The following is a 26,287-nucleotide window of genomic DNA, read 5'->3' on the forward strand; positions in this document are numbered from 1 at the left end:
ACTCGGGCGGTCTGTCGCCGCCGTGTTTGGGCGCATCCACACGGCTGTTGCCGGGTGCGCCGGAGCTGACTGCGAGGAGTCCGTCTCAGGCGTGGGTCGTCTCGAGGTAATCCAGAATTCGCTCCGATTCGGCCATCGTCACGCCGTACTCCTCGTCGACGACGACGGGGACCTGCCGCTGGCCCGAGACGCGCTTGACCTCGTCGCGCTTCGAGTGCAGTCCCTCGACCCAGATGCTGTCGTAGTCGATCTCGAGTTCCTCGAGGCGGTCGGCGACCAGTTCGCAGTACGGGCACCCTTCCAGCTGGTAGAGCGTGAGCATGGGTATAGATTGTGCGCGATCACTGAAAAGGGTACGCCGAACTGCGCCAACTCAGTTCCGCCCGGATCGATCTCGGAGCGGGGCTTTTTCTCCCCGCGCGAGAGTATTCGGGTATGCCACCGACCGAGGGCGAGACCGTTCCGGACTTCGAGGCGCTCCTGTGCGACGGCGAAACGTTTCGCTCGACGACGCTTGCCGACGCGCTCGGCGCTCGAGGCGGCGTTCTAGTCTCGACCGGCTTCGCCTTCAGCGCCATCGCACAGAACTGGTGGAAACAGTTCGTTCGCGCCGGCTGGGGCGAATTCGACGACGTGTCGGTCCTCGGCGTGAGCCGCGACGGCCCCTACGCGCAAAACGAGTTCCTCCGCTGGCTGGACGAGCCAGCGTTCCGCTTTTTCGCCGACGTGAACGGCGAGGTCGGCGAGTCGCTCGACCTGCTCGCCGAGCGCGATCACATGGCGAACGTCTCGACCCCGTGGCGCTCCGCGTTCGTCCTCGGTCCCGACCGCGAGGTGCGGTACGCCTTCGTCGCGGACGACTGGATCTCGCCGCTCCCCCGCGAGGAGATCGAGACCGCGATCACGGATCTCTGAGGGTCCGACTGCCCCACATCGCAGCGGTCAGGGTTCGCAGTAGAGCGTCTTTCCGCGCTGGGCGCACTCGATCCGTAGCGGCTCGTCGTACGTTACCGACACGCGGTCGATCGCCCGGACGTAATGGGCGGGCAGCCCGCCCTTCGATCGCTCGTTGAGCTGCCGGATCAGTCCCGCCTCGCGGAGGTTCTCGACCTTCCGGTAGGCCGTGGACTGGGGGAGGTCGAGCGCGTCGGCGATCTCGGACACCGTCGTCGGCTCCTCGACGGCCAGGTAGATCGCTCGAGCGTCGTCCTCGGAGAGTAACTGGATGATCCGGGTCGGATCGCATCCGAGTTCTCCGTCTCGGTCGGCGCGCGGACACAGCGTCGGCTCCTCGACTGTGTTGCTCATACCGCACGATTCACTCCGAACGGGGGTAGCGTCGCGTGCAGATTCCCGAGAACTGGTTCCCGTCGCGCCTTTCAAGGGCCTCGAACGGGAGAGCGCTTCTCGACACCGTTGGCGTCCCGGTCGCGCTATACCGGCGTTCCGAACGCGTACATCGTCTCGTGGGCCGTTATCTCGAGGTCGACGAAATCGCCGGGCTCGAGGCCGTGGTCGCTCGCGTGCTGGACGATGATCTGGCGGTAGGCCGCGTCGCGACACTTGACGGAGTCGGCGGTTCCCTGCTCGACGACGAGAACGTCTTCGCGCGTCTCGCCGACCATGTCGGCGTAGGCGTCGGCGACGACATCGCGCTTGACCGCGCTCATCTCCTTCGAGCGCTCCTTTTTGACCGTGCCGCCCAGTCCCTTCAGCTCGGCGGCGTCGGTGCCGGGGCGCTTCGAGAAGCGGGTGACGTTGATCTTCTCCGGACGCGTCTCGCGAAGCAGCGCCATCGATTGGGCGTGGTCGTGGTCGGTTTCGGTGGGGTAGCCGACGATGAAGTCCGTCGACAGCGTCCAGTAGTCGAGGGCCTCGTCGAAGGTCTCGACGACCGCGAGGTACTCCTCGACCTGGTGCTGACGTCGCATGTCCCCTAGCACGTCGTCGCTTCCCGACTGGACGGGGGCGTGCAGGAAGTCGTACAGCTCCTCGTTTTCGGCGAAGACCTCGGCGAGTTCCTCGCGGATGCCGTGGACGCCCTTCGGGTTGGCCATCCCCACGCGGACGCGGAAATCGCCCTCGATCTCGCAGATTTCCTCGAGCAGGCGGTGGAGCTTGCGCTCGCCCTCGTCCCAGCCGTAGACGCCGGTGTCTTGGCCCGTAATTCTGATCTCCTTCGCGCCGGCGTGGATCAGCGCGCGGGCCTTTTCGACGTTTTCTTCGATCGGCGGCGAGTCGATCTTGCCGGTGGCCTGCTTGGTGATGCAGTACGAGCAGTCGGACATACACCCCCGCGCGATGGGGAGGATTCCGACGACGCCGTCGAGGATGGGCTCCGCGTCGGGGGTCGTCGTCGGACACTCGCCGTTGGTGACGGCCTCGGGGACCTCGTCCCAGTGGAGGACCTGCCCGTCGACGTTCGCCCGCGCGAACTCCTCGCCCTGCGCGAGCGCCATACAGCCCGTGATGAAGAGGTCGGCCGTCTCGTCGGCCAACTCCTCGGCCCGCCGGAGCATGTTGCGCTCGGTCTTCTCGACGACGGTGCAGGTGTTGAGGATGGCGACGTCGGCCTCGTCCGGCCCGTCGACCTGGTAATGGCCCGCGTCGCGGAGCCGTCGCTCGATCTCGCGACTCTCCCCGCGGTTCGACGTACACCCGTACGTTTCGATGTGATACCGGGCCATCCGTCTCGTCACACCGTCGGGTGCGGGACGCCAAAAGCCCGACGGATCCCGGCCGCTCGCGGCGACGGCGAACCGGCGTCACTCGTCGGGCGCTCGAGAGTCGGTTTCGGTCGTCGGGCCGCTTCGATAGACCGCGTAGAGGACCAGCACGGCTATCAGGAAGTCGAAGCCGTGTTCGACGAGGTGGTGGACCGTCATGGGGACGAGTCCGAGAACGGTTCCCAGCCCCGTCACCGATCGAACGACCAGCACGCCCAGAACGACGGTGATCAGGCAATACCGAGCCGTCCGCCGTCGTGAGTAGGCGACGACTCCGACGACGAACAGCGCCGTGGTACCGATCACCGCGAGGACGATGACCGCGACGAGGACGGGCGCGAGCTGCGGATCGAGCCACTCGTCGGCGAACGACATTGCGAGCACCATGCGATCGATACCCGTAATGGGGCGGACACCCACCTATTCGCTTCGGTACCCGATCCAGTCGCTGCGACTCGCTCGAATCGTCGGGCCCGTTCTCGGCTATCCCCGGACCCGTTTCGACCGTCGTCGCGCTTTCGCGGCCGCGAGGGATCCGTTCTCGGGGACTGGGAACGCGGGAGACTCGTTATATAGACCGTCGCGCTAGGCGACGATACGACCCGCCAGGACGGGGAGTCACAGCCACAGATGACAGAGACACGCCAGGAGATTCACGCCCACGTCCGCGCCAACGCCGGCGTTCACTTCAACGAACTCGTCAGGGAGTCGGCGTTCGCGCCGGGACAGGTCCAGTACCACGTCCGTCGACTGCTCGAGGACGACCGCCTCGTCCGCGAGGAGTGGTACGGCCGGACTCACTACTACCCGCCGGCGTACGACGCGTGGGAACGGACCGCGCTCGCGCTGTTCCGCCGGGAAACTACCCGCGAGATCGTCACTCACCTGATCGAACGCGAACCCGCCGCGCCCGCCGACGTCGCCGATGCGCTCGGCGTCGCCCGCAGCACGCTCGAGTACCACCTCGATCGGCTGGTCGATCACGAGATCGTCGACAAGCGATACGACGAGCGAAACCGCGTCGTCCTCACGCTCGCAGATCCCGACGCGACCGGTCGGCTGTTGACGACGGTGACGCCGACGGTACCGGACAGGTTCGTCGATCGCTTCACGCGGCTCGTCGACGAGTTACTCGCAGGCGCCGACGGGACGCAGTAGCCGCCGTTTCGGCAGCGACTCCAGTGCGGTGCTGTTTCGACAGTCACTGCATTCCGTGAGCGCCCTCGAGCGAGTTGTAGTGGTCTTTCATCACGTCCAGCGTCGCCATCAGCGCGCCGAGGACGACGGGGCCGTAGAACAGCCCCATGATACCGAAGGCGTAGACGCCGCCGAGGACGCCGAGGATGATGACGGCGGGGTTGAGATCGGCGTAGCGGTCGACGAGGATCGGACGGAGGTAGTCGTCGGAAAGGCCGACGACGACCGTACTGTAGGCGAAAAGCGCCACGGCGAGCAGCGGCTCACCGGTCAGGAAGAGGAAGAGCACGGCCGGCCCCCAAACCAGGAACGACCCGACCAGCGGGATCAACGAGAGGATGATCATGACGACCGTCCAGAACACGGCGTTTGGCACGCCGGTCGCGAACAGCCCAAGCCCGGCGATGGACCCCTGAATGATCGCGATCAGGACGTGGCCCGCGAGGACGGCCCACATCACCGCATCCAGCTCCCGGTAGAAGTCGTCCTGGGCCTCGTCCGGGAGCGGCGTCAGCTCCCGGATCCAGGCGAGCAGGTCGCCCCCGTCTTTGAGCAGGTAGTAGAGCAGGAATATCGCGAGTCCGAGCCCGACGAGGGTGTGCGTCAGCGCGCTGAACCACGCGGTCGACTGCTCGAGGGCCATCCCGCCGATGCCCTGCGCGGAGTCGGCCAGCGTGGACGTGATATCGACGCTCACGCCCGTTTGCTCCTCGATGAGCCGCTCGAGCTCGGCCGTCTGGAACGAGTCCGTATCGGTGTTTTCGATGAGCCGCCGGGCGTCGCTGGCGACTACCGCGACGATGACGATGAGCGGGACGACGACGACTGCGACTGCCAGCAAGACGAGCGCGAAGGCGGCGATCGGCGGCGAGACCCGCTTCTCGAGGCGTCCCTGAACCGGATAGAGGATGTAGGCGACGAGAATGGCTCCGAGGATGTACTGGAGGAACGGGAGCGCGAGCAACAGCGAGAGGTAGGCGAAGAGCCCGACGAGGACCAGGAGAAATCCCTTGCTGAGATTCACAGCCATTATTTCGTCGATCATCGAAATAAAACCACGGCTTGAACGTATCTCCAGTCAGGACTGTCGTACAGAGCCGCCACACGGCTTCAAGGGCCTGGTTGGTGAACTCCCGCACGAATGTCGACTCAGCTCGATCCCCTCTCGCTCTCGGCCGATCTCCTCTATGCGGTCAAAACGGAGGGCGACGCCGATCCGTTTCGAGAGCGCCTCGCGACGCTCGAGCGGTCGCAGCTGGACCGAGCGCTGTCCAATCGCGAGGGAAAACTGGCCTTCTGGCTCAACTGTTACAACGCGTACGCCCAGCTCCTGCTTGAAGAAGAGGCGGACGACGACCTGTTCGAGGGCGGATTGCTCGATCAGTGGAAGTTCTTCGCGCGCGATCAGGTCCCCGTCAGCGGGGTCTGGCTGAGTCTCAACGACATCGAACACGGGCTGCTCCGGAGTTCGAAACTGCCGTGGGGCCTCGGCTACCTCCCGCGACCGTTTCCCACGGCGTTCGAGCGCCAGTTCCGCCTCGCGGAGTGCGATCCACGGATCCACTTCGCGCTGAGCCACGGCGACGACCACTGCCCCCCGATCGCGATCTACTCGCCGCGAGACGTCGACGAGGAACTGGACATCGCCATCGAGTGGTTCCTCGAGGAAAACGTCACCTACGATTCCGAGGGTGCTACTGCGACGGTCCCGCGGCTCTTCCGGCGATACCGCGGCGACTTCGGGGGGACGAGCGGTATCGTCGCGTTCCTCCGCGAATACAACGCCGTCCCGCCCGACGCGACCCCGTCGCTCGAGTACGAGCGCATCGACTGGTCGGCGGACCTCGACGTCGACATGGACGGCGACAGCGAACACGTCCGGCGGTAGTCCCTCGTCTCAGACGGACTGCTGTCCGTCAGTTCCGGCCCAACCGCGAACCGTCCCGGGGTTGGTCCGGCAAATCGGAACAACGGACCGCCTCAGTCGCGCCGCTGGATCGTCGCGGACGGAGCGCTGCGCATGACGCTTCGGGCCGCCCGCTCGGCGTTGGACCGGGAGGAGTAGCCTTCGCCGCTGTCGGCGACGATGTTGCCGTTCCAGTGGACGAGCCGCCAGCGCCACTGGCCCGCCCTGTCCTCGTAGACCTCGAAACGGCTGGTCCGCTCGGAGCCCCCCGTCTGATCGGTATCCGCTGTCCCCTCGGTAACTCTCGCCCCTTCGGTCGTCGCGTCCGTCTCCGCCGTCGCTCCCTCGGCGTCACCGTCGGCCGATCCGGCTCCGTCCCGGCCGGCGACTGCGTCGAGGGGTATCACCGCCGTTCCCGAATCCGCGTCCGCAGCCCCGGATCGATCGCGATCCTCGGCGGTATCGCGGGCGTCGCGGTCGGTAACCCGAAGGCTCGAGCCCTCGGGGTCGTCCCACTCGATCTCGAGTTCCAGTTCGGCGACCGGGGGCTCCGCGTCGGACTCGCGTTCGGTCTCGAACTCGGCGACGACGCGCTCTGGGACCGCGATCTCGACGGTCCGTTCGTCGCCGTCCAGTCGGACCGATCGCCCCGACTCGAAGGCGGTCGCGAACTCGCGGAAGACGGCGGCGAGGTCCGCGCGGTCGTACGCTTGCTCGAGTTCGAACGCCGCTTCCTCGTCCGGTTCCGTTTCGTTCGATCGGTCCGCGTCGTCCGGTTCGTCGGCCATACCGGTGCTACGAGAGCCCGCGGGTTAGTGTTTCGCGCTGCCACCGCATCGAACCGGCCGTCGGTCGCGTCTCCCGTCGGAGCGCTTTTGTCGCCGCGCTGTCTTCGCTCGCCCGTGACTGCACGCGACTGGCACGCCGATCGGGATGCCGTGTTCGAGCGCGACGCGTACGCGTGTCGCCACTGCGACGCGGTCGGCGGCGACGACGAACCGACGACGCTCCGACCCTCCCCCGTCGGTGACGTGCCCCTCGAGGGAGCGGTCCACGAAAGCGCGCTCGTTACCGTCTGTGATGACTGCTTCGGGACGCTCGAGTCCGACCCCTCGACGGACGCCGTCGAGCGCGACGAACTGTTCGAACTCGTCCGCGATATCACCGGCCTCCAGGGCGCGACCATTTCGGACGTCGCCGCCTTCGCGTCGCTGGCGACGTCGCTGCCCGCGTCCCTCGAGTCCGCGCTGGACGGGGAGACCGAGACCGCCGTCGACGACTCCGTTTCGGAGTACCGCCGCGCGCGACGCGACGTGCTGCTCGCGCTCGCGCTCGTCGACGCCCGCCTCGAGCGCCTCGCCGCCCTCGAATCGACCGTCGACCCCGAGGTTCGGGCGGCCCTCGAGGCGTTCGCCGAGACGGCGACGGAGCTGCAATCGACGCTCCGCGAGGTCGTCGCACTGGGGGAGACGGTCGCGGCGGGCCTCGATCGGTGTCAGGGCTGTTTCGATGGGGTTCGAGCGGATGGGGATCGAGCGAGCGCGGGCGCGACGTGTGCGACCTGCGGACTCACCGTCCGCGAGACGGCCGACTGGCGGGACGGAGACGGGACGCTCGCGTTCGACCGACTCTTCGCCACGATCAACGAGACGCTACAGGGGGCCTCCGAGACGACCGAAACGCTCACCGATCGGACGACGGCGCTGGCGGAGCGACTGACGGCGTAACGATCGGCGCTCGAGTAGCGTTCGGTCGCGTTTAGAGCTCCGTCGCGGCCTCGAGCGCGATGTCGATCGCGCGACCGACGTTGTTCTTGGCCTTGTCCGGCAGTTCGTCGTCCTCGGTGTCGGTTCCTTTCTGCGTTCCCTCGACGAGGTTGCCGTCGACGGTACAGATCGCGCCGGCGGCGAGTCCCTTGCGGCGGGTCAGCGAGAAGACGGCGGCGGCCTCCATCTCGACGGAGAGCAGGCCGGCGGCCTCCCAGTCGTCGACGGCGTCGTCGGTCTCGGCGTAGTAGGCGTCGTCGGAGGCGATGGGACCGACGTGGACTCGGCTCGCGGCTCCGCCGCTCGCCCCATCCGCGGCCTGGGCGGCCGCGCGCTCCTCGTTGGCTTCCGCGGAATCAACTAACGCCGAGAGCGCGTCGTAGTCCGGCACCGCCGGGTACTCGACGGCCTCGTAGCGCTTCGAGGTCCCCTCGTTTTTCGCCGCGCCGGTCGCGACGATCATGTCGCCGATCTCGATCCCCGACTGGAGCGCGCCGGTCGTCCCGACGCGGATGAACGTCTCGACGCCGACGTTTGCCAGTTCTTCGATGGCGATCGCGGCGGAGGGACAACCGATCCCCGTCGAGCAGATCGTGAGCTCGCGCCCCTCGTAGGTGGCGTTGACGACCTTGTACTCGCGGTTCTGGGCGATCGTCTCCGACTCGTCGCAGTGGTCGGCGATGCGATCGACCCGTCCGGGATCGCCCGGGATGAGCGCGATGTCCGTCAGGTCTCCCTCGTCGACCAGCAGGTGTGGCTGCGTCGTCATACCGTCGGATACCGGCGGCGGTGAGAAAAAAGGTTCGAGGAAGGGCCGAGGAGCGGCCGACCCGTCACGGCGATCCTCGACGCCACCCAGTTTCCCCGTCCGTCCGTCGGTACTCGATCGTCGCTTAGTCGGTCCGACGAACGTCGACGCGGTTGGGTCCGACCGTGACCACCGCGTCGTCGATCTGGAACTCGACAGTCCCTCTTGAACGCGCAGCACCGCGGTTCGTGTCCGCGAAGAGGCTGTCGAGCGCGTCCGGATCGATGTAGTCGTACAGCTGCGTACTGGTCGCAGTGACGTCGTCGCCGTAATACTGAGCCAGTGCCGTCGCAGCGGCAATACTTGCCGATTCGTTCGCGTCTCGCTCGTACTGGATGCGCCGGTCGAGGCTGCATCCGTTAGACTCGTTAACCCTTCCTTCCGTCATGTCTCTCAGTCACGGTATCGTGACTGTCTACTCGAGGGGGCAACGCCTCCGCCCATATAACTACCGTCAGACAACACCCGGTGAGAACCCATCGACTGCGGTGATTTTCGGCGATCGGACTGACGGGCGGAGAGCGGGTTCACGAGCGTCGCGCCAGCACGTCCTCGATCTCCTCGGCCGTCGGCGCGCTCCGCGCGCCGTCGCGACTCGCGGTCAGCGCCCCGCAGGCGTTCCCGTAGGCGAGCGCGCGGTCGACGTCAGCACTCTCGAGCCACGTCGCGAGAAACCCCGCGGCGAAGGCGTCGCCGGCACCGGCCGTGTCGACGGGATCGACGTCGAACCCCGGGTGAACGACGGACCCGTTCGGCGTGTACGCTTCCGCCCCGTCGTCCCCGCAGGTGATGACGATGATCCGGTCTTCGACCGTCGCGTCCGCCGACTCGGTCTCGAGCAGCGCCGTGGCCTCCCGGTCAGTAACGAAGACGATGTCGGCCAGCGCCAGCGTCTCGCCGTACTCCCGGTCGGCGAACCGGCGGCCGGGAGCGAAACTGACGGTGGCTCCGGCGTCGCTCGCGACCTGCGCGATCGCGGCGGCCGTGTCGGGCCGTTGCCCCGTGAGGTGGACGTGATCGGCCGCTCGAACCCGCTCCGTCTCGATGTCGTCCGGCGTGACCGCTTCGTTGACGCCGTCGTTGCCGAGGATCGCGACCTCGCCCGCGTCGTCGACGAGGAGATATTTGACGGCCGTTTCGGCCCCCTCGACCACCCGGACGCCCGCGAGCGAGACGCCCGCGGCCTCGAGTTCGCGGCGGGCGAGCAGGCCGTTGTCGTCGTCCCCCACGCTCCCGATCAACCCGGTGTCGATGCCGAGACCCGCGAGCGCGGCGGCGACGTTGGCGGCGCTGCCGCCGCCGGACTGGCGTTGCGAGCGGATCGAGGCCTCGCCGTCGGGTTCGGGGAGTCTGTCGACGCGCAGGGTCACGTCCCAGTTAACGTGGCCGGCCGTGAGCACCGGTATCGGATCCATTCGATGATACGGAAAGACGGTGTCCGCTGTCAAAAACCTAGGCGAACGCGATGGCGGGATTGCGGGATGGCGGGATGTGAGCCGCCGCGAACTATCGATCCGAGGGGGTCGTGATTTCCGCCTCGAGCGCTCAGCTCACCATGAACAGCAGCGTGTTGTGAGTGGCCGGGCCGAGACCGACCGCGGCGACCAGCGCGAGGAGCGTTCGGGCCTGTCGCGGTGCCTCTTCGACGTACTCCCGGAACAGCCCGAGAATAACCATCGCAAGTGCGACTTTCACGAGGACGAACAGCCAGCCCGCACCGATGTACTCGTCCGTCGGCAGCGCCTCTCCCGCCTCGAGGAGCACCAACGAGAGCGGGACGCTCTCGGCGGCCCCGAGGACGTCGTAACCGATCGCGGTCGTGACGCCGTCGAGCGTGTGTCCGAAGACGACGAGCGCGCCCGTCGTGCCCGTGGTCGCCGCGACGTCGGTAAACCAGAGGCTCAACGCGATCCAGGCGATGGCGGTAACGATACCGGCGACGACGACGGCGATGACGGGCCAGAACGGTTCGAAGACCCCCGCTTCGATGCTGCGAAAGATCGCGAACATCGCGAAGACGGTGAAAAACGCCGTTCCGGCGATCCCGACGAACCGCGCGATCGTCGGCTGGAGGCCGCCGACGTGGAGAAAGATCGCGATGATCCAGACGATCCCCGCGACGATCGCCGTTACCGCGTAAACCATCGGGGCGCTGAACAGGGACTCGATACTCGCCGGGAACGCGCCCATCTGGAACGCGTCCATCTTGTAGAGGACGTGGAGACTCGCGCCGAACATCATCCACGGCGCGAACGCCAGCACCGTGCGATCGGTCACCGGCGGCTCGAGCGCCCACAGCAGCGCGAGGACGCTGCCGAGAAGGACGATGACCGGCACCAGCAGGTACCACGGCGGGACGACGAACCCCTCGGGTAATACCATAGCGGGAATAGCTCACACCAGTGACTAACACTTTCCGATTGTCGAATACTATCGGAACGATGGAAGCGAGAACCGTCGTCGAACGGCGTCATACGGACTGCTGTCGGTCAGTTCCGGCGCAACCGCGAACCGTCTGTGATTGCGCTGGGAAATGACTTACAGCAGACCGTCTCAGGCGTCCCACGGGTCGTCGGTCAGTTCGCCGAACAGCTCCCGCATGAGCGTCACGATGCTCTCCGGCGGAAACTGGCCGCGTTCGGTGACGATGGCGTCGACGTACCGCGGCGGCGTGACGTCGAACGCGGGGTTCTCGACGGTCAACTCGTCCTGGTGCGGACGGGCGTCGCCGTCCATCGCCGCCGTCTCGCCGGCGGCCTCGTCGCTCGCGTCCGTGCCGACGATCGCGGCTCGTTCCTCGTCCGACAGGAGTTCCGTTTCGTCTCGCATCTCGATCTCGACGGTGTGACCCGTCATCGTGTCCGGATGGAGCTTGATCGTCTGGGCCGCGACCATCACCGGCACGCCCCGCTCGCGGGCGTTGACCGCCAGTCCGCTCGTTCCGATCTTGTTGATCACGCTGCCGTCCGCCGCGATGCTGTCGGCCCCGACGAGGACGTGATCCGCCTCGTCGAGGTATCGGCGGGCCGCGTTGTCCGCGATCAGCGTCACCGGCACGCCCCACTCGCGCAGCTGTCGCGCCGTGATGTGCCCTTGCTTTCGCGGTCGCGTCTCTTTGACGATCGCCTCGAGGTCCTTCCCGTCCTCGAGCGCGGCCTCGAGACACGAGAGGGCGTCCGTCGAGTGGCAGTGGGTCATGACCACGTCGCCGTCTCGCAGTCGGTTCGCGCCGATCTCGCCGAGTTGCTCCTGTGCCTGCGCGAGGTCGCGCTGGAAGGTCTCGGCGCGGGTGATCGTCGATTCTCGCAGATCGGCGACGCTCTCGCCGGTCATTCCCCGAAGCACGTACCGGAGGGCGTTCGGGAGGCTGACCGCCGTCGGCCGCGTCTCGTAGAGCGTCCGTGCGGCGGTCCGGAGTTCCCGCCGGAACGCCGCGGGGCTCTCGGCCGCGGAGCGTTCGGCCTGGGTCGCCAGCGCCTCCGCGGCCGCGTCGGCGATGGTCGCCGCGCCGCGGATCCGCATCGCGGCGATGTCGTCGGCGGTGGATTCGACGGCCGGAACGGCGCCGGGGTCTGTGTCGGCCATGCGAGTCAGTTGCATGTGGCCGCTGAAAAGGATACTGTCGGACCGAGGCAGTGACGCGATGCTTCGGACGGCGGTCGGCCGCGTAATCGGACGCCTTTTTGTCGGTCCGACGAGTCGACCCACCTATGGATCGCAGCGAGCTCGCCCCCCTGATCGACCACACCGTCCTCGGCCCCGAGACGACGCCCGCCGACGTTCGAGCCGTCCTCGACGACGCTCGAGAGCACGGCATGAACGCCTGTATCCCGCCCTACGCGGTCGAGTTGGCCGCCGAGTACGCCCCGGACGTCACCCTCGCCACGGTGGTCGGCTTTCCCCACGGCCAGCACGCGCCCGACGTGAAACGCCGCGAGGGCGTGACGGCCTGGAAGGACGGCGCCGACGAACTCGACGTCGTCATCAACGTCGGTCGCCTGCGGGCCGGCGACGACGAGGCCGTCGAGGCCGAACTCGCGGAACTGGTCGCCGCAGTGCCGATCCCGGTCAAGGTGATCATCGAGACCGCGCTCCTCTCCGACGCGGAGAAACACCGGGCCTGCGAGGCCGCTCGAGCGGCCGACGCGGCGATGGTGAAAACCTCGACCGGCTTTGCTGAAGGGGGAGCGACAGTTCCCGACGTCGAACTCATGAGCGAGTACCTCCCCGTCAAGGCCAGCGGCGGCGTCGGCAGCTACGAGGATGCGCTGGCGATGCTCGAGGCCGGCGCCGAACGCATCGGGGCCTCGAGCGGAGTCGAAATTCTCGAGGGCGCGCCGGAGTAGCCGGGGAACGGGCCCTCAGCGGACACGGGGAATAGGCCCTCAGCGGACGGATTACCCTCGGTTCGGTTCGATCACGGGCTGCCGGCCAGTGCGGCCAAAGTGGTTCCGGAGCGTCTGCCGACCCGTTCGTTCCCCATCGAACCCACCGTACCGGAGACGGCGGCGCACGCCAATACGATGGTCCGAACAGTCACTGGTCGAGTTCGACCAGTTCCATCACCGTCACGTAGTCGAGGGGGCTGGTGTGTTCGGTCCGAATGAGGTTCTCGTCGTTGATCTCGAGATTCAGTTCGTCGAGTTGTTCGGCAACGTGGGTGATATCCTCGTCCTCGGCACCGACCGCCTTGATGTGGAGGTTCTCTTGCCCAGTCATCAGCTCGGTCACCTCGATGACCTGCGGAAGGGCCAGCGCCTCCTCGGCCACGCCGGCGCGGTCGCTGATACGGGCCGTACAACTGAAGTGAAAGTGGAGACGAAGCCCGGCCTGGTCGTGATCGACGGTCGTCGTGTGTCCGGTGATGATTCCGGCCTCCTCCAGCCGTTCGATCCGATTATGGACGGTGTTATCGGAGACACCGATCTCCTCGGCCAGTTCGATCGCCTTGGACCGAGCGTTCCTCTGGAGCAGATCCAGCAACTGCTTGTCTACCTCGTCGAGTTGGTACTCCGTCATGGTCGTGTTTGTCGGGCCGTCGCCATGAGACTATCGATGCTCCACAGCTTTCGGGATTATATTTCGATACTTCCGATAAAATGGCATAGTTTCGGTATTATCGAAATGTCTATTTTCCCCCTTAAAAATGAGTCCCCAAATGCATTGATATTCGTGTATTTGGAAGATATTAATTCGACATTTCCCAGTATATGGGTATCTGTAGTAACTATCGAACTATTCTCCCCAGAGTTTTTATACGTGGATGACCTCGTTCACCTGTGACCCCCGCACTACACGCGACGACCTCGACGGAAAACTTCCACGGACCTGATGCGGCCATAGAAGCCATCGTCAACGCCGTTGCCGCTGCTGAAGGAATATCACCGCTCGAGTTGCAACCGCTGGCGACGGTGATTGACCCGGACGCAGTCGGCGCACTCGTTCGAACTGGCGAGGACGTGACCGTCGAGTTCGCCTATTGCGGATATCGAGTCTGCGTTTCCGGCGACGGAGTAGTCACTGTGAGCGATTAAAATGACCGCCGACGGACCGGATTTTTGGAACGGTTGCTCCCACTGTGGGACGGAATACGGCACCGCTGACCCGCCACCGATCGTCGAAGTGGTTACCGACGGTGACGACGCCTCTCCGGTCTCGTTTTGTAGCGATGAGTGCAAAGCGATGTGGCTGAGCGATTGATCGGTTGAGTCCGCGTGCGAACTGAAACGCTCGCTGATACCCGGAGAACGGACACCTATCGAGAGACGACCGGCGCGGCGTCCCTCTCGAGCGAAGCCGAACAGTTTTGGTCGATCCGCGAGCAACGAATTCTCATGCTCGAGGGGGTTCGAGCGCGACTCCACGCGCTCGCGAGTCGACTGCGACGGCTGGAGCGACGCGAAGTCGATTCCTTCGTCCGATGGCTCGAGCACACCGGGAACCTCCTCCATCTCTCGGTACTGGTGTTCGTCCCGCTGTTGATCGCGGCGGTGACGTGGCTGACGAACATGTCTGCGGAGATCTCCTTCCTGCTATTTCCGCCGCTGGCGTCGGGCACGTACACGCTCTTCGCCGATCCCGAGGGGAAGTACGCCACGCCGTGGAAGTTCGTCGGTGGGATGACCGTCGGCGCGCTCTGTGGCTGGCTCGCGCTCGAACTCACGGCCGCGGCCGGACTGCCCGGCGGCGGCGTCAGCGCGGCCGGAGCCGCCCTCGCCATCCTCTTCACCGGGCTCTGCACGTGGGGGCTCGATCTCGAGGAACCGACGGCGTTTTCGACCGCGCTGCTCGTGCTCGTGACCGGGAACGCGCAGTTCGCCTACGTGCTGGGCATCGTCGTCTCGAGTTCGTTCGTCGCGAGCGCGTTCGTCCTCTGGCGGAGTCGCTTCTACGAACAGCGCGCGCAGTACCTCTACGGGACGACCGGCGGCGACGATCACGTCCTCGTTCCGATGGCCGACGGCGGGGAGACGGTCGCTCGCTTCGCCGCGTCGATCGCCGGCGCGCACGACGCCGGGAAGGTGGTCCTCTTCGACGTGGTCGACGAGGACGCCGAGCGGCGCGTCGATCCCGTCGGTACCGAGGCCGCCGGGGACGACGGGAGCGAGGAACCGGCCCCGGCCGAACGCGCGGCCAGCGACGCCGGGCAGCGCCTCGAGTCGTTCGCCGACGAACTCGCGGACGCGTACGACGTCCCCTGCGAGGTCGTCGTCGCGGCCGACGGTGGACAGTCCGCCGCGCTCACCCTGCAGACCGCCCGTCAGCAAAACTGCGATCTCATCGTCGCACCCTACGCCGAACGCGAGAGCGGGGGTCTCTCGGCGTTTCTCACGGGACTGTTCGACAGCGAGATCGACGTGATCGCGTTCCGCTCGAACGGCACTCCGCGACGGCGGTGGGAGAACAGTATGGTCGCGGTCCGCGGTGCGGGCGACACCGCTCGAGCGATGGTGGACTTCGCGATCCGGGTGACCGGGCCCGGCCGACCGATCAGCGTCTGCACCTGCATCGACCGCGAGTCGCGCCGCCGCGCGGCCGAGGGAACGCTCGCGGATCTCGTCGACGCGTTCTCGGGGCGCTTCGAGACCCACGTCGCCAACGCGTCGGTCGAGTCCTACCTGAACCGCATCGCGCCCCGGTACGACGTCTGTTTCGTCGGCTCGAGCACCGACCGGTCGACCGCCTCGCGGTTCGTCTCGCCGCCGACGTTTCGAAAACTCAGCGATCTCGAGACGGACGTGGCGATCGTCCACCGCGGCCGCCACCGCTAGCAGTGTTTAGTGGAGATGAGACAGCCCCGATTACGACTATCCTAACCGCTGAAATGATTCACACACCGATCGCACAGTCGTCGTGCGATCGAGTGTGCAGTGTTTTCAATGGTTACTATCGCTTCCGAGGGTGTCATAGAACTATTTCCAAGGGATGATTTCGCCATTATCTCAGTGAGCCAGCCGTTACGTAGGCGTGCGAACCTATCGGTAGGCACGGGACAATCCCCACACCATTGCACCACCAACAACAAGTATCGCAACTACTCCACCGTAAAAGAGCAAGTTTGGTAGAATCGGCCACAGAAGTAGTGCAATGATACCTAAGAGGAGCACTATAATGAGATTGAGTCTCTGGATAATATCTTCTTCATTCATTTTCTTCACGTTATAAATCAACCAGTATATGTTTTGGGGATGATGGGTGAGACACCTATACTTATCATTCGGTGCTACCCGCGCAGAGAGTATGAAAACCCTTCTATGACTCCCTCATAACCTCCTTCTATCGTGGCAACACGGAATCGCCACGCCCTCCCCAACCGATTCGTTCGCTGCGCTCACTCATCCCTCGCGCAATGTCGTCAGCCGCCCTCACTCTCGTTCGGCCGGCTTCAAGCGCGCGCCACTGCATGCCGGTTGGCCAGTTCGGTGTGAAACGCTGCTTCCCCGTCAGAACGCGCTCTCACGATTCGCTTGGAACGGCTCCCTTCAACCCTCTGTCGTGTAATTTCACTCGCTCTCGAGGATCCGATCGATCAACCCGCTCTCGTCGCTGCCAAGCGCCGATCGGACGAGCAGGTGGCCGCCGAGCATCGAGGGACTGATCACCGCGTCCGCGCCGGCGCGCTCGAGTTTCTTGACGTTCTCCCGGTCGGTCGCGGCGGCGACGATGCGGGTGTTCGGCGCGAGCTCGCGGGCGGTGAGGACGGTCAGCGCGTCCTCGGCGTCGTGGTTCGTCGCGACGAGGATCGCGGCCGCGCGGTTGATCTTCGCGCGCTGGAGCGGCTCCTCGTCGCTCGGGTCGCCCTTGACGACCGAGAGACCGCGGTCGGTGAGCGCCGTCGCGGCCTCGCGGTCGCTGGTGACGACGACGAACTCCCGGCCGCTGTCCGCGAGTTCGTCGACGATCGGTTCCGTCAGTTCGCCGTAGCCGAGCACGAGGATGTGCTCGTCGAGCAGTTGGAGTTGTGAGTCGGTCATCTTTCCGAGTGTTTTCGAGATGCGGTCCTGGATGACGGGACCGACGAGGGCTCCGATCGCGATACCGAAGCTGGCAACGCCCAGAATGAGCACGGACATCGTAAACAACATCCCCTGTACCGAGTCGGGGTTCGGCGTCACGTCGCCGTAGCCGACCGTACTCGAGGTGATCAGCGTGAAGTAGAACGCGTCGAGGATCGTCGTGATGCCGTCGAAGTGATCGCGGAGGGCGTAGCCGCCGATGGTGCCGTAGAGCTGGACGCCGACGAGCGCCGACCCGGCCGCGACCTGCGTCGTGGTGAGCGAGAGCGGTTTGTCGAATCGCTTGCGGGTGAGCAACAGGAAGGGGATCGCGACCAACGAGAGAACGACCAGCGGGACCGAGTACTGACTCGTCTGGAGCAGCCCTTGCGCTGCGGTCAGCGGCAGGAGGAAGAACGTCGCCCACCAGCCGACTCTGAGCCCGCGTCGGAGTGCGAGTGCGCTGCCGACCATCAGGAACCCGGTAAGTGCGCCGGTGAACCCGGCAACGTCCTGAACGACATCGGGAACGTACCCCGAGAGCGGCCCGTAGACGGTCTCGGTCCCGATGTTGATAACCGCAGTGACGACCGAGAGCAGGGCGACCAGCAACACGAGGACGACGGCGATCCGCGTCGTGAACACTCGCCGCCAGTTGTCCGGTAACCGCGCTCGAAGCGACCGGTCGTCGACCATACACACCGGTCGGCGGTGGTGCTAGTTAAACGTCCCCGTCTCGCTTCCGGCCGGGGCCGCGTACCGAACCCGAAACGGAGACGGACGCTCCTGCCGGTGCAAATTTAACGGTCCCGTCCCACTCCCCCACAATGCAATCGATTCCGAGCAATCTGCTGGTCGAAGTGCTGCTCGGCCTCTACCTCGGTCTCCTGACCGGTATCGTCCCCGCGTTCGTCGCCGGCTCGCTCGGCTTTCTCGTGCGGTATTTCACCGGTGTGACCCTCCCCGGATTCGGTGTCGTCGTCCTCGCGCTCTCGATCGCCAGCGTGCAGGGCGGCCTGCTGGGACTCGTCGAACCGACCATCGCTCAGTCACCGCGGCTGCTAATAGCCGTGCTGGTCGTCCTCATGCTCGCCCTCTACGCCCACAACCAGGGTGACAAACTCGGCGCGGAGCTTCCGCGCCGGCTCTCCTTCACCCGCCTTCGGCAGCAAACCCTCTCGGCCGACGTCGTCGAACTCGTCGGCTCCGTCGGTCAGGTGACGGTCCGGCCCACCGGCGAGATCCGCGATATGGAAGGCTACCCACCGCTGTCGCCGTCCCTCCGACGGGACCTCAAAGCCGGCTCGTGGAAACTCCCGGCGGATCTTCCCCTCTCGGAGCTCGAGGCCCGGATCGAGGAACGGCTGCGAACGGACCACGACCTCGCGGACGTCGACGTCGCGATGGACGAACGGGGTCGGGCGACGATCGTCGCGGCACCGCCGTCCGGAACCCTCTCGCGACGGGTGCCGGCGGGCCAACGCGCCGTCTCGATCGCGACGCTCGTCCCGACGGGGATCGCTCGAGGCGACGAGGTGACCGTTCGCGCCGGCGAGCGCTCGATCACCGGAACGGTGCTGAGCGCTCGGTCCGAGATCGACGACGAACGCGCCGCGGACGCCGCGCTCGATACCCCCGTCGACGAGGTGGCGACCGACGGCGGGGAGGACGCTGAGCCCGCGATAGCCGATCCGAAACCGAACCCGGGGACCGCCGGCGGCCCGGGCCGGGTGACCATCGCCGTCGCTCGACGGGACGTGAAACCGATCCTCGAGGTCGAGTCGCCGCGACTCGTCGTGCGCTCGCGGGGAACGAGCCGCGAGTTCGAGGCGCTCGCGCTGGTCAAACGCGAGGGGTACGCCATCCGACGGTTCACCGTCGGTGCGACCGGTTCCGACGACGAAGCGACCGATTTCGACGCGACTCCGTCGACGGCTGACGTGACGATTCTGGCGGTGCGACGGCAGGGCAGCGAGACCGGCGGTCGTCGCCACGGCTGGGTCTTCGGTCCCGGCATCGAACGGCGACTCGAGGCCGGCGACGAGGCGTTCGTCGCGGGACCGGCCGACGCGACCGAGGCGTTCGTGGAGGCGATCGCCCGATGATCCGGCGTCCCGTCGTCCCGACCGAGCGTCCTCCCGCGACCGACGGCGACGGCCACGACGGCGGTGATCGGTCGTGATAGATCCCGGCGTCGCCCAGCTGGTCCCCACCGAGACGCTCGTGGAAGCGCTCGTTGGCATCCTCGGCTTCATCCTGCTCGCGGCCGGCGCGGGAGCCGGTGTGGCGTTCACCTACCGCTGGTACAGCGCCGACGAGATCCCGGAGGGCGTCGCCGTCCTCTTCGGCGTCGCGCTCGTCGCGATCTGGCTGAACACCCAGACCGCGCTGTCTCAGGCGATCCTCGGCAACACGGGCCTGCTCGAGCCAAGAACCGCGATCTACACCGTCGCCGCGTTCGTCGCCAGTGCGATCGCCGCCGACGCCGGGCGTCGGCTGGGCGACTACCTCGCACGGGACGTGTTCGTGGTCGCCACCCCGCGGACGATCACCGAAGTCACGCAGCTCGTCCGCTCGGCCGGCCGCGTCGTCACGGTCGAACTGCCCGAGGAGATCGGGGATATCGACGGCTACGACCCCGTCGACGACTCGGTGAAAGCGGAGGTGTCGGGCCAGACGTTCCTCTTCCCGAGGCGGCTGACCGTCGAGGAACGGCGCGAGCGGTTGATCGCCCGCCTCGAGCGCGACTTCGGGATCGGCCACGTCGACGTCGACCTCGAGCCCGACGGGTCGGTCGGCTACCTCGCCGTCGGAAGCCGGCCGGCGGGGATCGGTCCGACGCTCGCGCCGGGGACCGTCGCCGTCGCGCTCGCGGGCGATCCCGCGGCCGACGCCAGTCCGGGCGATGCGGTCCGAATCTGGGCTCGCGACGAGGAGAGCGCCACCGCGCGGCGCGTCGCCGGCGGCGAACTCCGGGCGACCGCCGCCGACGTCGTGACCGTCGCCCTCGACGCCGAGGACGCGCGCGACCTCGAGCCCGACCGAGAGTACCGGCTCGCGACGCTGCCGGGCAGTCCCGACGCCGAACGGGACCTCGTCTCCCTGCTCCGGGCGGCCGACGAGACGGTGACGACGGTCTCCGTCGAACCGGACGACCCCCTCGCCGGCCTCTCGATCGACGCGCTCCCGGTGCTCGTGGTTGCCCTCGACCGCGAGAGCGAGGACGGCGAGGAGCACCTGCCACTGCCGGCGGGTGACGTTCGACTCGCGGTCGGCGATATCGCCTACGTGCTCGGTCGACCGGACGCGCTGCGGCGGGTCAGCGACCGGACGCTGGTCGAAACACGAGACGAGGGCGGCTCGCCCGACCCCGGTGCGGATTCCGATACCAGCGGCGAGTCGGATATTGACCACGAGCCCGAACGGTCACGGGATCGGGAACGGCCACAGGAGCGGTAGCTACTTGCCGTCGGCACCGATAGCGCCAGGTATGCCTACCGAGTGGAAACTGTTCGCCGACCTCGCCGAACGGGCCGGTTCCAAGCACGTGACCGTCGACGCCGCCGCCGGCGACACCGTGGGCGACGCCCTCGAGAAACTCCTCGCGGACGCGCCCGAACTCGAGGGCCGCGTGCTCGAGGACGGCGAACTCCGATCGCAGATCAACGTGCTTCGCAACGGGACGAACGTCCTGGTCGAGGAGGAGGGGCTCGAGACGGAACTCGAGGACGGCGACGAGTTGGCGCTGTTTCCGCCGGTCAGCGGCGGATAAGTCGCTGGTCGCGCCACGGCGACGGAACGGTTGCTGGCCGCCACTGCGCAGCGACCGCCGGCAACCGCGCCGCTCAGTCGCTTGTCAGGTCGATCCCCAACACGAAGTCCGGTTCCTCGGAGATATCGACCCCCGTCGCGGCGGCGTCCGTGACGAACCGGGCGGTCTCCGGGATGAGGACGCGCGTCTCGTCGGCACCGCAGTCGGCGGCGTCGCGGGCGATCGCGGCGAACAGCGAGCGGGCGGCATCGACGTCCTCCCACGCGCCGAGGCCGTATTCGGCCCACGTCTCGGTCGTCGTGGCTCCGGTCGTGGTCTCCGCGTCGTCATCGTTGATCTCCCAATCGTACGTTCGCGATCGATAGGCCGCTCCCGCGAGGCCGTCACCGGTTTCGACCGCAAAAACGGCGGTCTCGTCGGCGAGTCGTTCGAAATCGTCGCGCGTGAGTTCCCGGACGGCCCACGACTCACCCGGTGCGAGGCCGAGTCCCGTCAGGTGCTCGCGCGCATCGCTGTGGGTCCAGTAGCGCCAGGCCGCCGTCGGATCGTGCGAGACGCGGGCCGGTCCCTCGGCCGCCGGGTCGGGTTCGGGGTGGGCGAATCGGAACTCGGTGATCGGCTCGTACCCGCTGGCCCGCGCCGCACCCAGCGAAACCGCGTTCCACGAGAAGATCATGACTCGGCCGACGGTCGCGCCCCGCTCGCGGGCCCACTCGAAGGTCGCCTCGTTCAGCCGGTGGCTCACGCCCCGCCGGCGATGGTCGGCCGCCACGCGCATCCCCTGAAACCAGGCCTCGTCGGGCGAGAGCAGAACGCCCTGAACGATCCCCGCGGCCTCGCCGTCGACTTCCGCGAGGAAGGTCTTCCTGTCGGTCTCGTCGTCGTCCTCGAGCCAGTCGTGGTAGATCCGCGGGATGTAGTCGCCGCCGCGGTCGGGCCAGATGTCGCTCGTGAAGTCGGCGACGGCCTCGTAATCGTCGTGGGTCGCGCGGCGGATTTCGACGGACGGATCGTCGTCTGTGTCGGGTGGCATCGTCGGTCGAACAGGCGTACTTTATCGGCGGTGCGGCAAAGAACTTCGCAGAAACGGGTGCGGTCGCACGCGTTGGAACGCGGTGAGTCACGCGAGGCTCGGCTCTGAGGCCCGAACGAGACCTGACGTCAGGGAAATACCGGTTCCGGCCCGTCAGAACACCATGCGCTCGACGAGTCGACGAATCGGGCCGGATCCGCCCCGCTTCGACTTCACCTGAACCGCCGTACAGTCGACGCTGTCGATGATTCTGTCCGCCGGCCGGCCGAACAGGGACCCCCGTATCCGTCCCCCGTCCGTCCCGATGACGAGGATGTCGCCCGCGTTCGTCACCGAAACGAAGTCCCGTTCCGCGTCCTCGGTCTCGACGATCGACCGATTCACCGGAACCGAACACAGCGACTCGAGCTCCGCGAGGTACTCGTCTATCGTCTCGCGTTGCGTCTCGGTCGCCGCGTCGTCGAGCGGGTACAGCAGGGTGATGGTGCCCCCGGCCTCGCTCGCTAGCGCGTTCGCGACGGTGATCTTCTGCGGATCGAAGGGGCCGCGGTCGGTGACGACCGTCACGGAGTCGATCCGGTCCAGGTCGCGGTCCTCGACGAGCAAGACGTCACACGGCGCCTTGCGGGTGATCCACTCGACGGTCGTCCCGAATATGGGCGCGTACAGCGGGTCGTCGCTTCGCTCGAGGAGGAGGAAGTCCGCGTCCTCGTGGGCGGCGAAGTTAGCGATCGCCCGCTTCGCGTCGTGGCTGACGATCTCGCCGTAGGTGACCGGCACGTCGAACGCCTCGGTCAGCGGCTCCGTCCGCTCCTCGAACTCGACGTCAGCCGGCGACTGCGTTTCCGACGCCTGCTGGAGGGGGACCTGATCGGCCACCTCGTCGAACTGAACGACGGTGACGCTGCCGTCGTTCTCGCGGGCGATGTCAGCAGCGATTCGAACCAACGCTCGCTCGCGTTGCTCGCTCGTCTTCTCGGTAATTGCGACGAGTACCTCGTAGCCGTCGACCGTTTCGATGGTCGCTTTCGTCTGTTCGACGGCCTTGTGACCGACGCTCCGCCTGACGACGTCCGCGGCAGCGCCCTCGCGCTGGACGCGGCCGCGCGCGTAGTAGACGTACCACAGCACCGACGCCGTCGTGATGACGACGGCACCGACGAGCGGGATCGTTCCCATGTAGCCGATGAGCAGGAATCCGCCGGCGATCCCGACGAGCTGGGTCCACGGATAGAGCGGCGACTCGAAGCTCGGGTCGTACTCCCCGACGTCCCCCTCGCGAAAGGCGATAACCGCGCCGTTGACCAGCGCGAACACGATGATCTGGAACGCGCTCGCCAGCTTCGCGATCTGGAGGATCGGGACGAACGCGATGAGCACCAGCATGACGGCGCCGGTGAGCGTGATCGCTCGCACGGGCGTTCCCCACTCGTCGTGGATCTCCGTCAGCGACGGCGGCGCGAGCTTGTCTCGAGCCATCGCGAACGGATACCGGGACGACGACAGGATCCCGGCGTTGGCCGTGCTGATCAGCGCGAGGACGGCCGCGATAATGATGGCGATCACACCCAGCCGGCCGAGCGTCGCCTCGGCCGCGTGGATCATCGGCACCGCGGAGTCACTCAACAGGTCGGGCGGCGTCACGCCGACCATGACGACGACGATGAGGACGTAGAGGAGGGTCGTGAAGCAGAGCGAGCCGAGAATTCCGAGCGGGATGTTCCGATCCGGATTTTCGACTTCCTCGGCCACGCTCGCGATCTTGGTCACGCCGGCGTACGAGACGAAGACGAGGCCGGTCGCGGCGAGGAGACCGCCGGATCCCTCGTCGAAGAAGCCGCCGTAGTAGGTGCTATCCGTCGACGGGAGTCCCCCGACGACGAACCACACCATCGCCGCGAGCATCACCGCGACGATGGCGACCTGCAGGCGCCCGGTCTGTTTCGCGCCGAAGAGATTGACGAGGACGAGCACGGCCGCCAGCGCGAGCGCGACCGGCTTCACCGGCAGATCGAACAGGTACAGCACGTACGGGACGCCGCCGACCAGCGCCAGCGCCCCCTTGAACGACAGGGAGAACCAGGTGCCGACGCCGGCGATCGTTCCGAGCAGCGGCCCCATCCCGCGCTCGATGTAGATGTACGTGCCGCCGGCCTCCGGCATCGCCGTCGCCATTTCGGCCTTGCTCAGGGCGGCCGGTAAGACGAGTACGCCCGCGAGTAAGTAGGCTAGAATGACCGCCGGACCCGCCGTCTTCAGGGCGAGGCCGGGGAGGATGAAGATTCCGCTGCCGATCATCGCGCCGATACTGATCGCGACGACCGCGAATAAGCCGAGGTCTCGTTCGAGTTCTTTTGGCATTGGAGAATGGGTTCGTCAGTCGTTCGGCGACCGCGTCGGTACGGGGCTCGAGGCCCGTGTGCTGCCGACCGGGAGGAGACGGAGTGACGGGAGTGTGCGCTGACGCATGAGTGGTTCTGTACGGGGATTCGTCGCCGGATCCGCATAAAAGCGCCGATAGATTCGGGATCCGACAATCAATACCACGTTGTGTTGCGGACCCGTCCGGAGTACGAGTGGCCGAGAGAGCGTGAGAGCAGGACCACGCGAACCCGTTGCTCGTCGGGTGGACGAACGCGCTCAAACCGACGACCGACAGGAGAGACCGCTACTGGAGCTCATCCACGTCGAACCCGTGGAACGCCCGCTCGTACTCGTTCCGGATGAGGTCCTCGTCGACGACTTCGAGGCCGAGTTCGTCGAGGTCTCGGCCGATCCGACTGAGGTCGTCGCTGTCCGACCCGATCGCTTCGACGTGGACGTTCTCGGTGCCGGTCATGACCTCCCTGACGGCGACGACGCCGGGCACTTCCAGGGCCCGCTGTGCGAGCGCCTCTCGATCGGGAATCGGCGCGGTACAGACGATGAGCGTCTGCAGCTGATAGCTGGCCGCCTCGTAGTTCACCTCCGGTCGGTAGCCGGTGAGGATGCCACCCTCCTCGAGGTTCCGGATTCGGTTGCGAACCGTGCTGGCCGAGACCCCCGCTTTGTCCGCGATCTCGCTCGCCGACGTCTTGCGCGCGTCCTCCTGCAGACAGTAGATGATCGTCCTGTCGAGATCGTCGAGTGGCTCCTCGCTCATACCCACGGGTAATCGCGCGGTTAAAAGTAATTTTTCCTGCGAATCCGGCGATCCATCACCGGAGCGGGAGAATGCGTGAGGTAACGTTTTTCCCCTCGCGCTCGTCGGAGTCGAACATGACGAACCGACCGCGACCGGAGGACGACAGATGACGGCGGACGATTCGGAGCCGTCGGCCCGTTCGACGCCCACCAACGGATCGAATCGGGTGGATCCCCTGTGGAACGACCTGCTCGAGGACGCGCGAGCCATCGCCGAGGAGTATCGGGAGGACGACTGGGACGCCGTCGTCCTCGAGCCGGTCGGGACGTCGCCGGTCGAGGAGAGCGAGCGAACCGGGCTCGACGTCGACGTCACCGCCGAGGAGTACGAACTCGTCGCGGAGCTCATCGAGGACGGGGACGTCACGATTTCCGCGGCCGACGTCTACTACCGACCGCTCGCCGAGGAGGAAAGCGACCGGCGGGTCGCTCTCGTCGTCGAGCGCGACGAGGAGAGCGAGACGGCCGTCTTCGTCCCCCTCTCCTACGACATCGGCGACTGCCGATCGGTCTTCGAGACGGCGCTCGTCGAGGAGCAGTTACTGATTCACGTGACGGCGGACCCCGATGTCGGATGGGTGAGTTTCTCCCACGACGACCCGTCCCTGTTCCTCGAGGAGGCGGACGTTCGGCAGTGGAACGCGGAGTGATCGGCGGTCAAGGCTATAGTAGCCACTGAAAATCACTGCACACTTGATTGCACGACGGCTGTGCGATCAGTATCAGTAGTTGGTCACACAGTTTCTGTATCCGAATTTGGACGTGAAAACCGCGGCAAGTACAGGTGAAGGACTTACCACTTAGCAGAGTTGAACTCTATTGAGGGTGGATTGGGTCTGGAAGTGGTCGAAGTTCTGGCACCGTTCCTGACCGCTCAATCGTTTGGATTTCGGTGTTGTTCACTGCGACGGTAAGTGTTTCCCAGTCACTCGGCACATTTGCTCCACCGACAAGGTGAGTGACGGAACTGCATTGCGATTCCTCGATCTGCCTACTAGACGACGTTCCGCTACTGAATCCAGACGTGATGTTGAATCTCAAGACGAACTCATTCGCAATAGAATGGGCCAGCTCTGGTTCGACTTCTCCTAATTCGCTACAGAGCCTCACGTCAAACGTTAAATCCGCTGACTCACCGTCACTAACGATGTGAACCCACCCGCTATGAGCTTCCCCCTCGCTTGGGAACGATGTACGGTTCTCTGAGTATGCGAGTCCGAGTGATTCGTTACTTCCGTCGGTTTCGCTCTCATCCGATGTACTCGGGCTCACAGAATTTGTCATACCTTGACAGCCGGCGAGACAGCTAATACCAGCAATGGAACTACCGGCCAGCATCTTGCGACGGGATAATGGAGGGCTCATAAACTCAGTAAACGTGTACTCTTGACAAGTGCTTTT

The 26,287-nt window shown here is 66.1% G+C and carries 29 protein-coding genes; 12 read left to right on the plus strand and 17 right to left on the minus strand.

Going from position 1 to position 26,287, the window contains the following annotated elements; all coding sequences use genetic code 11:
• Positions 1–85 precede the first annotated feature (85 nt).
• Complete coding sequence (locus AC0QDI_RS21015) at positions 86–322, minus strand: glutathione S-transferase N-terminal domain-containing protein (protein ID WP_474671521.1); 237 nt, start codon at positions 320–322, stop codon at positions 86–88.
• Positions 323–435: 113 nt separating this feature from the next.
• On the opposite strand from AC0QDI_RS21015, the gene AC0QDI_RS21020 reads away from it, so the two are divergent.
• Positions 436–915, plus strand: a complete 480-nt coding sequence (locus AC0QDI_RS21020) for a redoxin domain-containing protein (RefSeq protein ID WP_474671523.1) — start codon at positions 436–438, stop codon at positions 913–915.
• A 27-nt stretch (positions 916–942) separates the two neighbouring features.
• Here AC0QDI_RS21020 and AC0QDI_RS21025 read toward each other — a convergent pair whose 3' ends face one another.
• The 3 genes from AC0QDI_RS21025 to AC0QDI_RS21035 all read right to left on the minus strand — a co-directional run bounded on the left by AC0QDI_RS21025 (position 943) and on the right by AC0QDI_RS21035 (position 3,113).
• Positions 943–1,308, minus strand: coding sequence for a helix-turn-helix domain-containing protein (locus AC0QDI_RS21025; protein WP_474671525.1), 366 nt, complete (start codon positions 1,306–1,308; stop codon positions 943–945).
• Between the two features lie 125 nt (positions 1,309–1,433).
• A complete protein-coding gene (locus AC0QDI_RS21030) occupies positions 1,434–2,687 on the minus strand; it encodes a tRNA (N(6)-L-threonylcarbamoyladenosine(37)-C(2))-methylthiotransferase (protein ID WP_474671527.1) in 1,254 nt (417 codons plus the stop codon).
• Between the two features lie 78 nt (positions 2,688–2,765).
• Positions 2,766–3,113, minus strand: a complete 348-nt coding sequence (locus AC0QDI_RS21035) for a DUF7471 family protein (RefSeq protein ID WP_474671529.1) — start codon at positions 3,111–3,113, stop codon at positions 2,766–2,768.
• 243 nt (positions 3,114–3,356) lie between these two features.
• On the opposite strand from AC0QDI_RS21035, the gene AC0QDI_RS21040 reads away from it, so the two are divergent.
• Positions 3,357–3,884 (plus strand): winged helix-turn-helix transcriptional regulator, encoded by a 528-nt coding sequence (locus AC0QDI_RS21040; RefSeq protein WP_474671531.1) that lies wholly within the window; start codon positions 3,357–3,359, stop codon positions 3,882–3,884.
• 43 nt (positions 3,885–3,927) lie between these two features.
• Here AC0QDI_RS21040 and AC0QDI_RS21045 read toward each other — a convergent pair whose 3' ends face one another.
• On the minus strand, positions 3,928–4,953 hold the full coding sequence (locus AC0QDI_RS21045; RefSeq protein WP_474671735.1) for an AI-2E family transporter: 1,026 nt from the start codon (positions 4,951–4,953) through the stop codon (positions 3,928–3,930).
• Between the two features lie 111 nt (positions 4,954–5,064).
• On the opposite strand from AC0QDI_RS21045, the gene AC0QDI_RS21050 reads away from it, so the two are divergent.
• Positions 5,065–5,811 carry a DUF547 domain-containing protein gene (locus tag AC0QDI_RS21050; RefSeq protein WP_474671533.1) on the plus strand — a complete coding sequence of 249 codons (747 nt, stop codon included), beginning with the start codon at positions 5,065–5,067 and terminating at the stop codon, positions 5,809–5,811.
• A 92-nt stretch (positions 5,812–5,903) separates the two neighbouring features.
• Here the strand turns inward: AC0QDI_RS21050 and AC0QDI_RS21055 are convergent, their stop codons facing one another.
• Positions 5,904–6,617 carry an amphi-Trp domain-containing protein gene (locus AC0QDI_RS21055; protein WP_474671535.1) on the minus strand — a complete coding sequence of 238 codons (714 nt, stop codon included), beginning with the start codon at positions 6,615–6,617 and terminating at the stop codon, positions 5,904–5,906.
• Positions 6,618–6,731: 114 nt separating this feature from the next.
• Between AC0QDI_RS21055 and AC0QDI_RS21060 the strand changes: the two genes are divergently transcribed.
• Positions 6,732–7,556 (plus strand): HNH endonuclease, encoded by an 825-nt coding sequence (locus AC0QDI_RS21060; protein ID WP_474671537.1) that lies wholly within the window; start codon positions 6,732–6,734, stop codon positions 7,554–7,556.
• A gap of 31 nt (positions 7,557–7,587) precedes the next feature.
• Here AC0QDI_RS21060 and AC0QDI_RS21065 read toward each other — a convergent pair whose 3' ends face one another.
• The 5 genes from AC0QDI_RS21065 to AC0QDI_RS21085 all read right to left on the minus strand — a co-directional run bounded on the left by AC0QDI_RS21065 (position 7,588) and on the right by AC0QDI_RS21085 (position 11,988).
• Entirely contained in the window at positions 7,588–8,364 is a 777-nt protein-coding gene (locus AC0QDI_RS21065; protein WP_474671539.1) for a nucleoside phosphorylase, read from the minus strand.
• Positions 8,365–8,488: 124 nt separating this feature from the next.
• Positions 8,489–8,791 carry a HalOD1 output domain-containing protein gene (locus AC0QDI_RS21070; RefSeq protein ID WP_474671541.1) on the minus strand — a complete coding sequence of 101 codons (303 nt, stop codon included), beginning with the start codon at positions 8,789–8,791 and terminating at the stop codon, positions 8,489–8,491.
• A 139-nt stretch (positions 8,792–8,930) separates the two neighbouring features.
• Positions 8,931–9,818 carry an ATP-dependent ribose-1-phosphate kinase gene (locus AC0QDI_RS21075; protein WP_474671542.1) on the minus strand — a complete coding sequence of 296 codons (888 nt, stop codon included), beginning with the start codon at positions 9,816–9,818 and terminating at the stop codon, positions 8,931–8,933.
• 130 nt (positions 9,819–9,948) lie between these two features.
• Positions 9,949–10,785: a DUF63 family protein gene (locus tag AC0QDI_RS21080; protein ID WP_474671544.1), complete on the minus strand. Its 837-nt coding sequence runs from the start codon at positions 10,783–10,785 to the stop codon at positions 9,949–9,951.
• 171 nt (positions 10,786–10,956) lie between these two features.
• Positions 10,957–11,988, minus strand: coding sequence for a ribose 1,5-bisphosphate isomerase (locus tag AC0QDI_RS21085; protein ID WP_474671546.1), 1,032 nt, complete (start codon positions 11,986–11,988; stop codon positions 10,957–10,959).
• 125 nt (positions 11,989–12,113) lie between these two features.
• Here AC0QDI_RS21085 and deoC point away from each other — a divergent pair, with 125 nt between their 5' ends.
• Positions 12,114–12,749, plus strand: coding sequence for a deoxyribose-phosphate aldolase (deoC, locus tag AC0QDI_RS21090; RefSeq protein WP_474671548.1), 636 nt, complete (start codon positions 12,114–12,116; stop codon positions 12,747–12,749).
• 190 nt (positions 12,750–12,939) lie between these two features.
• Here deoC and AC0QDI_RS21095 read toward each other — a convergent pair whose 3' ends face one another.
• Complete coding sequence (locus tag AC0QDI_RS21095; protein WP_474671550.1) at positions 12,940–13,422, minus strand: Lrp/AsnC family transcriptional regulator; 483 nt, start codon at positions 13,420–13,422, stop codon at positions 12,940–12,942.
• A gap of 260 nt (positions 13,423–13,682) precedes the next feature.
• Here AC0QDI_RS21095 and AC0QDI_RS21100 point away from each other — a divergent pair, with 260 nt between their 5' ends.
• The 3 genes from AC0QDI_RS21100 (at position 13,683) to AC0QDI_RS21110 (ending at position 15,674) form a co-directional block, all read left to right on the plus strand.
• Positions 13,683–13,937, plus strand: coding sequence for a HalOD1 output domain-containing protein (locus AC0QDI_RS21100; protein WP_474671552.1), 255 nt, complete (start codon positions 13,683–13,685; stop codon positions 13,935–13,937).
• Position 13,938: 1 nt separating this feature from the next.
• A complete protein-coding gene (locus tag AC0QDI_RS21105) occupies positions 13,939–14,103 on the plus strand; it encodes a DUF7576 family protein (protein ID WP_474671554.1) in 165 nt (54 codons plus the stop codon).
• A 134-nt stretch (positions 14,104–14,237) separates the two neighbouring features.
• A complete protein-coding gene (locus AC0QDI_RS21110; protein WP_474671737.1) occupies positions 14,238–15,674 on the plus strand; it encodes an HPP family protein in 1,437 nt (478 codons plus the stop codon).
• 204 nt (positions 15,675–15,878) lie between these two features.
• Here AC0QDI_RS21110 and AC0QDI_RS21115 read toward each other — a convergent pair whose 3' ends face one another.
• Positions 15,879–16,052, minus strand: a complete 174-nt coding sequence (locus AC0QDI_RS21115; protein ID WP_474671556.1) for a hypothetical protein — start codon at positions 16,050–16,052, stop codon at positions 15,879–15,881.
• 354 nt (positions 16,053–16,406) lie between these two features.
• Complete coding sequence (locus tag AC0QDI_RS21120) at positions 16,407–17,594, minus strand: NAD-binding protein (RefSeq protein ID WP_474671558.1); 1,188 nt, start codon at positions 17,592–17,594, stop codon at positions 16,407–16,409.
• A 131-nt stretch (positions 17,595–17,725) separates the two neighbouring features.
• On the opposite strand from AC0QDI_RS21120, the gene AC0QDI_RS21125 reads away from it, so the two are divergent.
• From AC0QDI_RS21125 to AC0QDI_RS21135, 3 genes are all read left to right on the plus strand, one after another.
• Complete coding sequence (locus AC0QDI_RS21125; RefSeq protein WP_474671560.1) at positions 17,726–19,003, plus strand: DUF8167 domain-containing protein; 1,278 nt, start codon at positions 17,726–17,728, stop codon at positions 19,001–19,003.
• Between the two features lie 73 nt (positions 19,004–19,076).
• Complete coding sequence (locus tag AC0QDI_RS21130; RefSeq protein ID WP_474671562.1) at positions 19,077–20,357, plus strand: TrkA C-terminal domain-containing protein; 1,281 nt, start codon at positions 19,077–19,079, stop codon at positions 20,355–20,357.
• A 31-nt stretch (positions 20,358–20,388) separates the two neighbouring features.
• A complete protein-coding gene (locus tag AC0QDI_RS21135; protein ID WP_474671564.1) occupies positions 20,389–20,670 on the plus strand; it encodes a ubiquitin-like small modifier protein 1 in 282 nt (93 codons plus the stop codon).
• Between the two features lie 73 nt (positions 20,671–20,743).
• Here the strand turns inward: AC0QDI_RS21135 and AC0QDI_RS21140 are convergent, their stop codons facing one another.
• From AC0QDI_RS21140 to AC0QDI_RS21150, 3 genes are all read right to left on the minus strand, one after another.
• Complete coding sequence (locus AC0QDI_RS21140; RefSeq protein WP_474671566.1) at positions 20,744–21,703, minus strand: N-acetyltransferase family protein; 960 nt, start codon at positions 21,701–21,703, stop codon at positions 20,744–20,746.
• 153 nt (positions 21,704–21,856) lie between these two features.
• Complete coding sequence (locus AC0QDI_RS21145; RefSeq protein WP_474671567.1) at positions 21,857–24,064, minus strand: amino acid permease; 2,208 nt, start codon at positions 24,062–24,064, stop codon at positions 21,857–21,859.
• A gap of 307 nt (positions 24,065–24,371) precedes the next feature.
• A complete protein-coding gene (locus tag AC0QDI_RS21150; protein WP_474671569.1) occupies positions 24,372–24,845 on the minus strand; it encodes an Lrp/AsnC family transcriptional regulator in 474 nt (157 codons plus the stop codon).
• A gap of 148 nt (positions 24,846–24,993) precedes the next feature.
• Between AC0QDI_RS21150 and AC0QDI_RS21155 the strand changes: the two genes are divergently transcribed.
• Positions 24,994–25,536 (plus strand): DUF7529 family protein, encoded by a 543-nt coding sequence (locus AC0QDI_RS21155; protein ID WP_474671571.1) that lies wholly within the window; start codon positions 24,994–24,996, stop codon positions 25,534–25,536.
• Positions 25,537–26,287 lie beyond the last annotated feature (751 nt).

The sequence above is a fragment of the Natrinema sp. LJW11 genome (assembly GCF_056135975.1).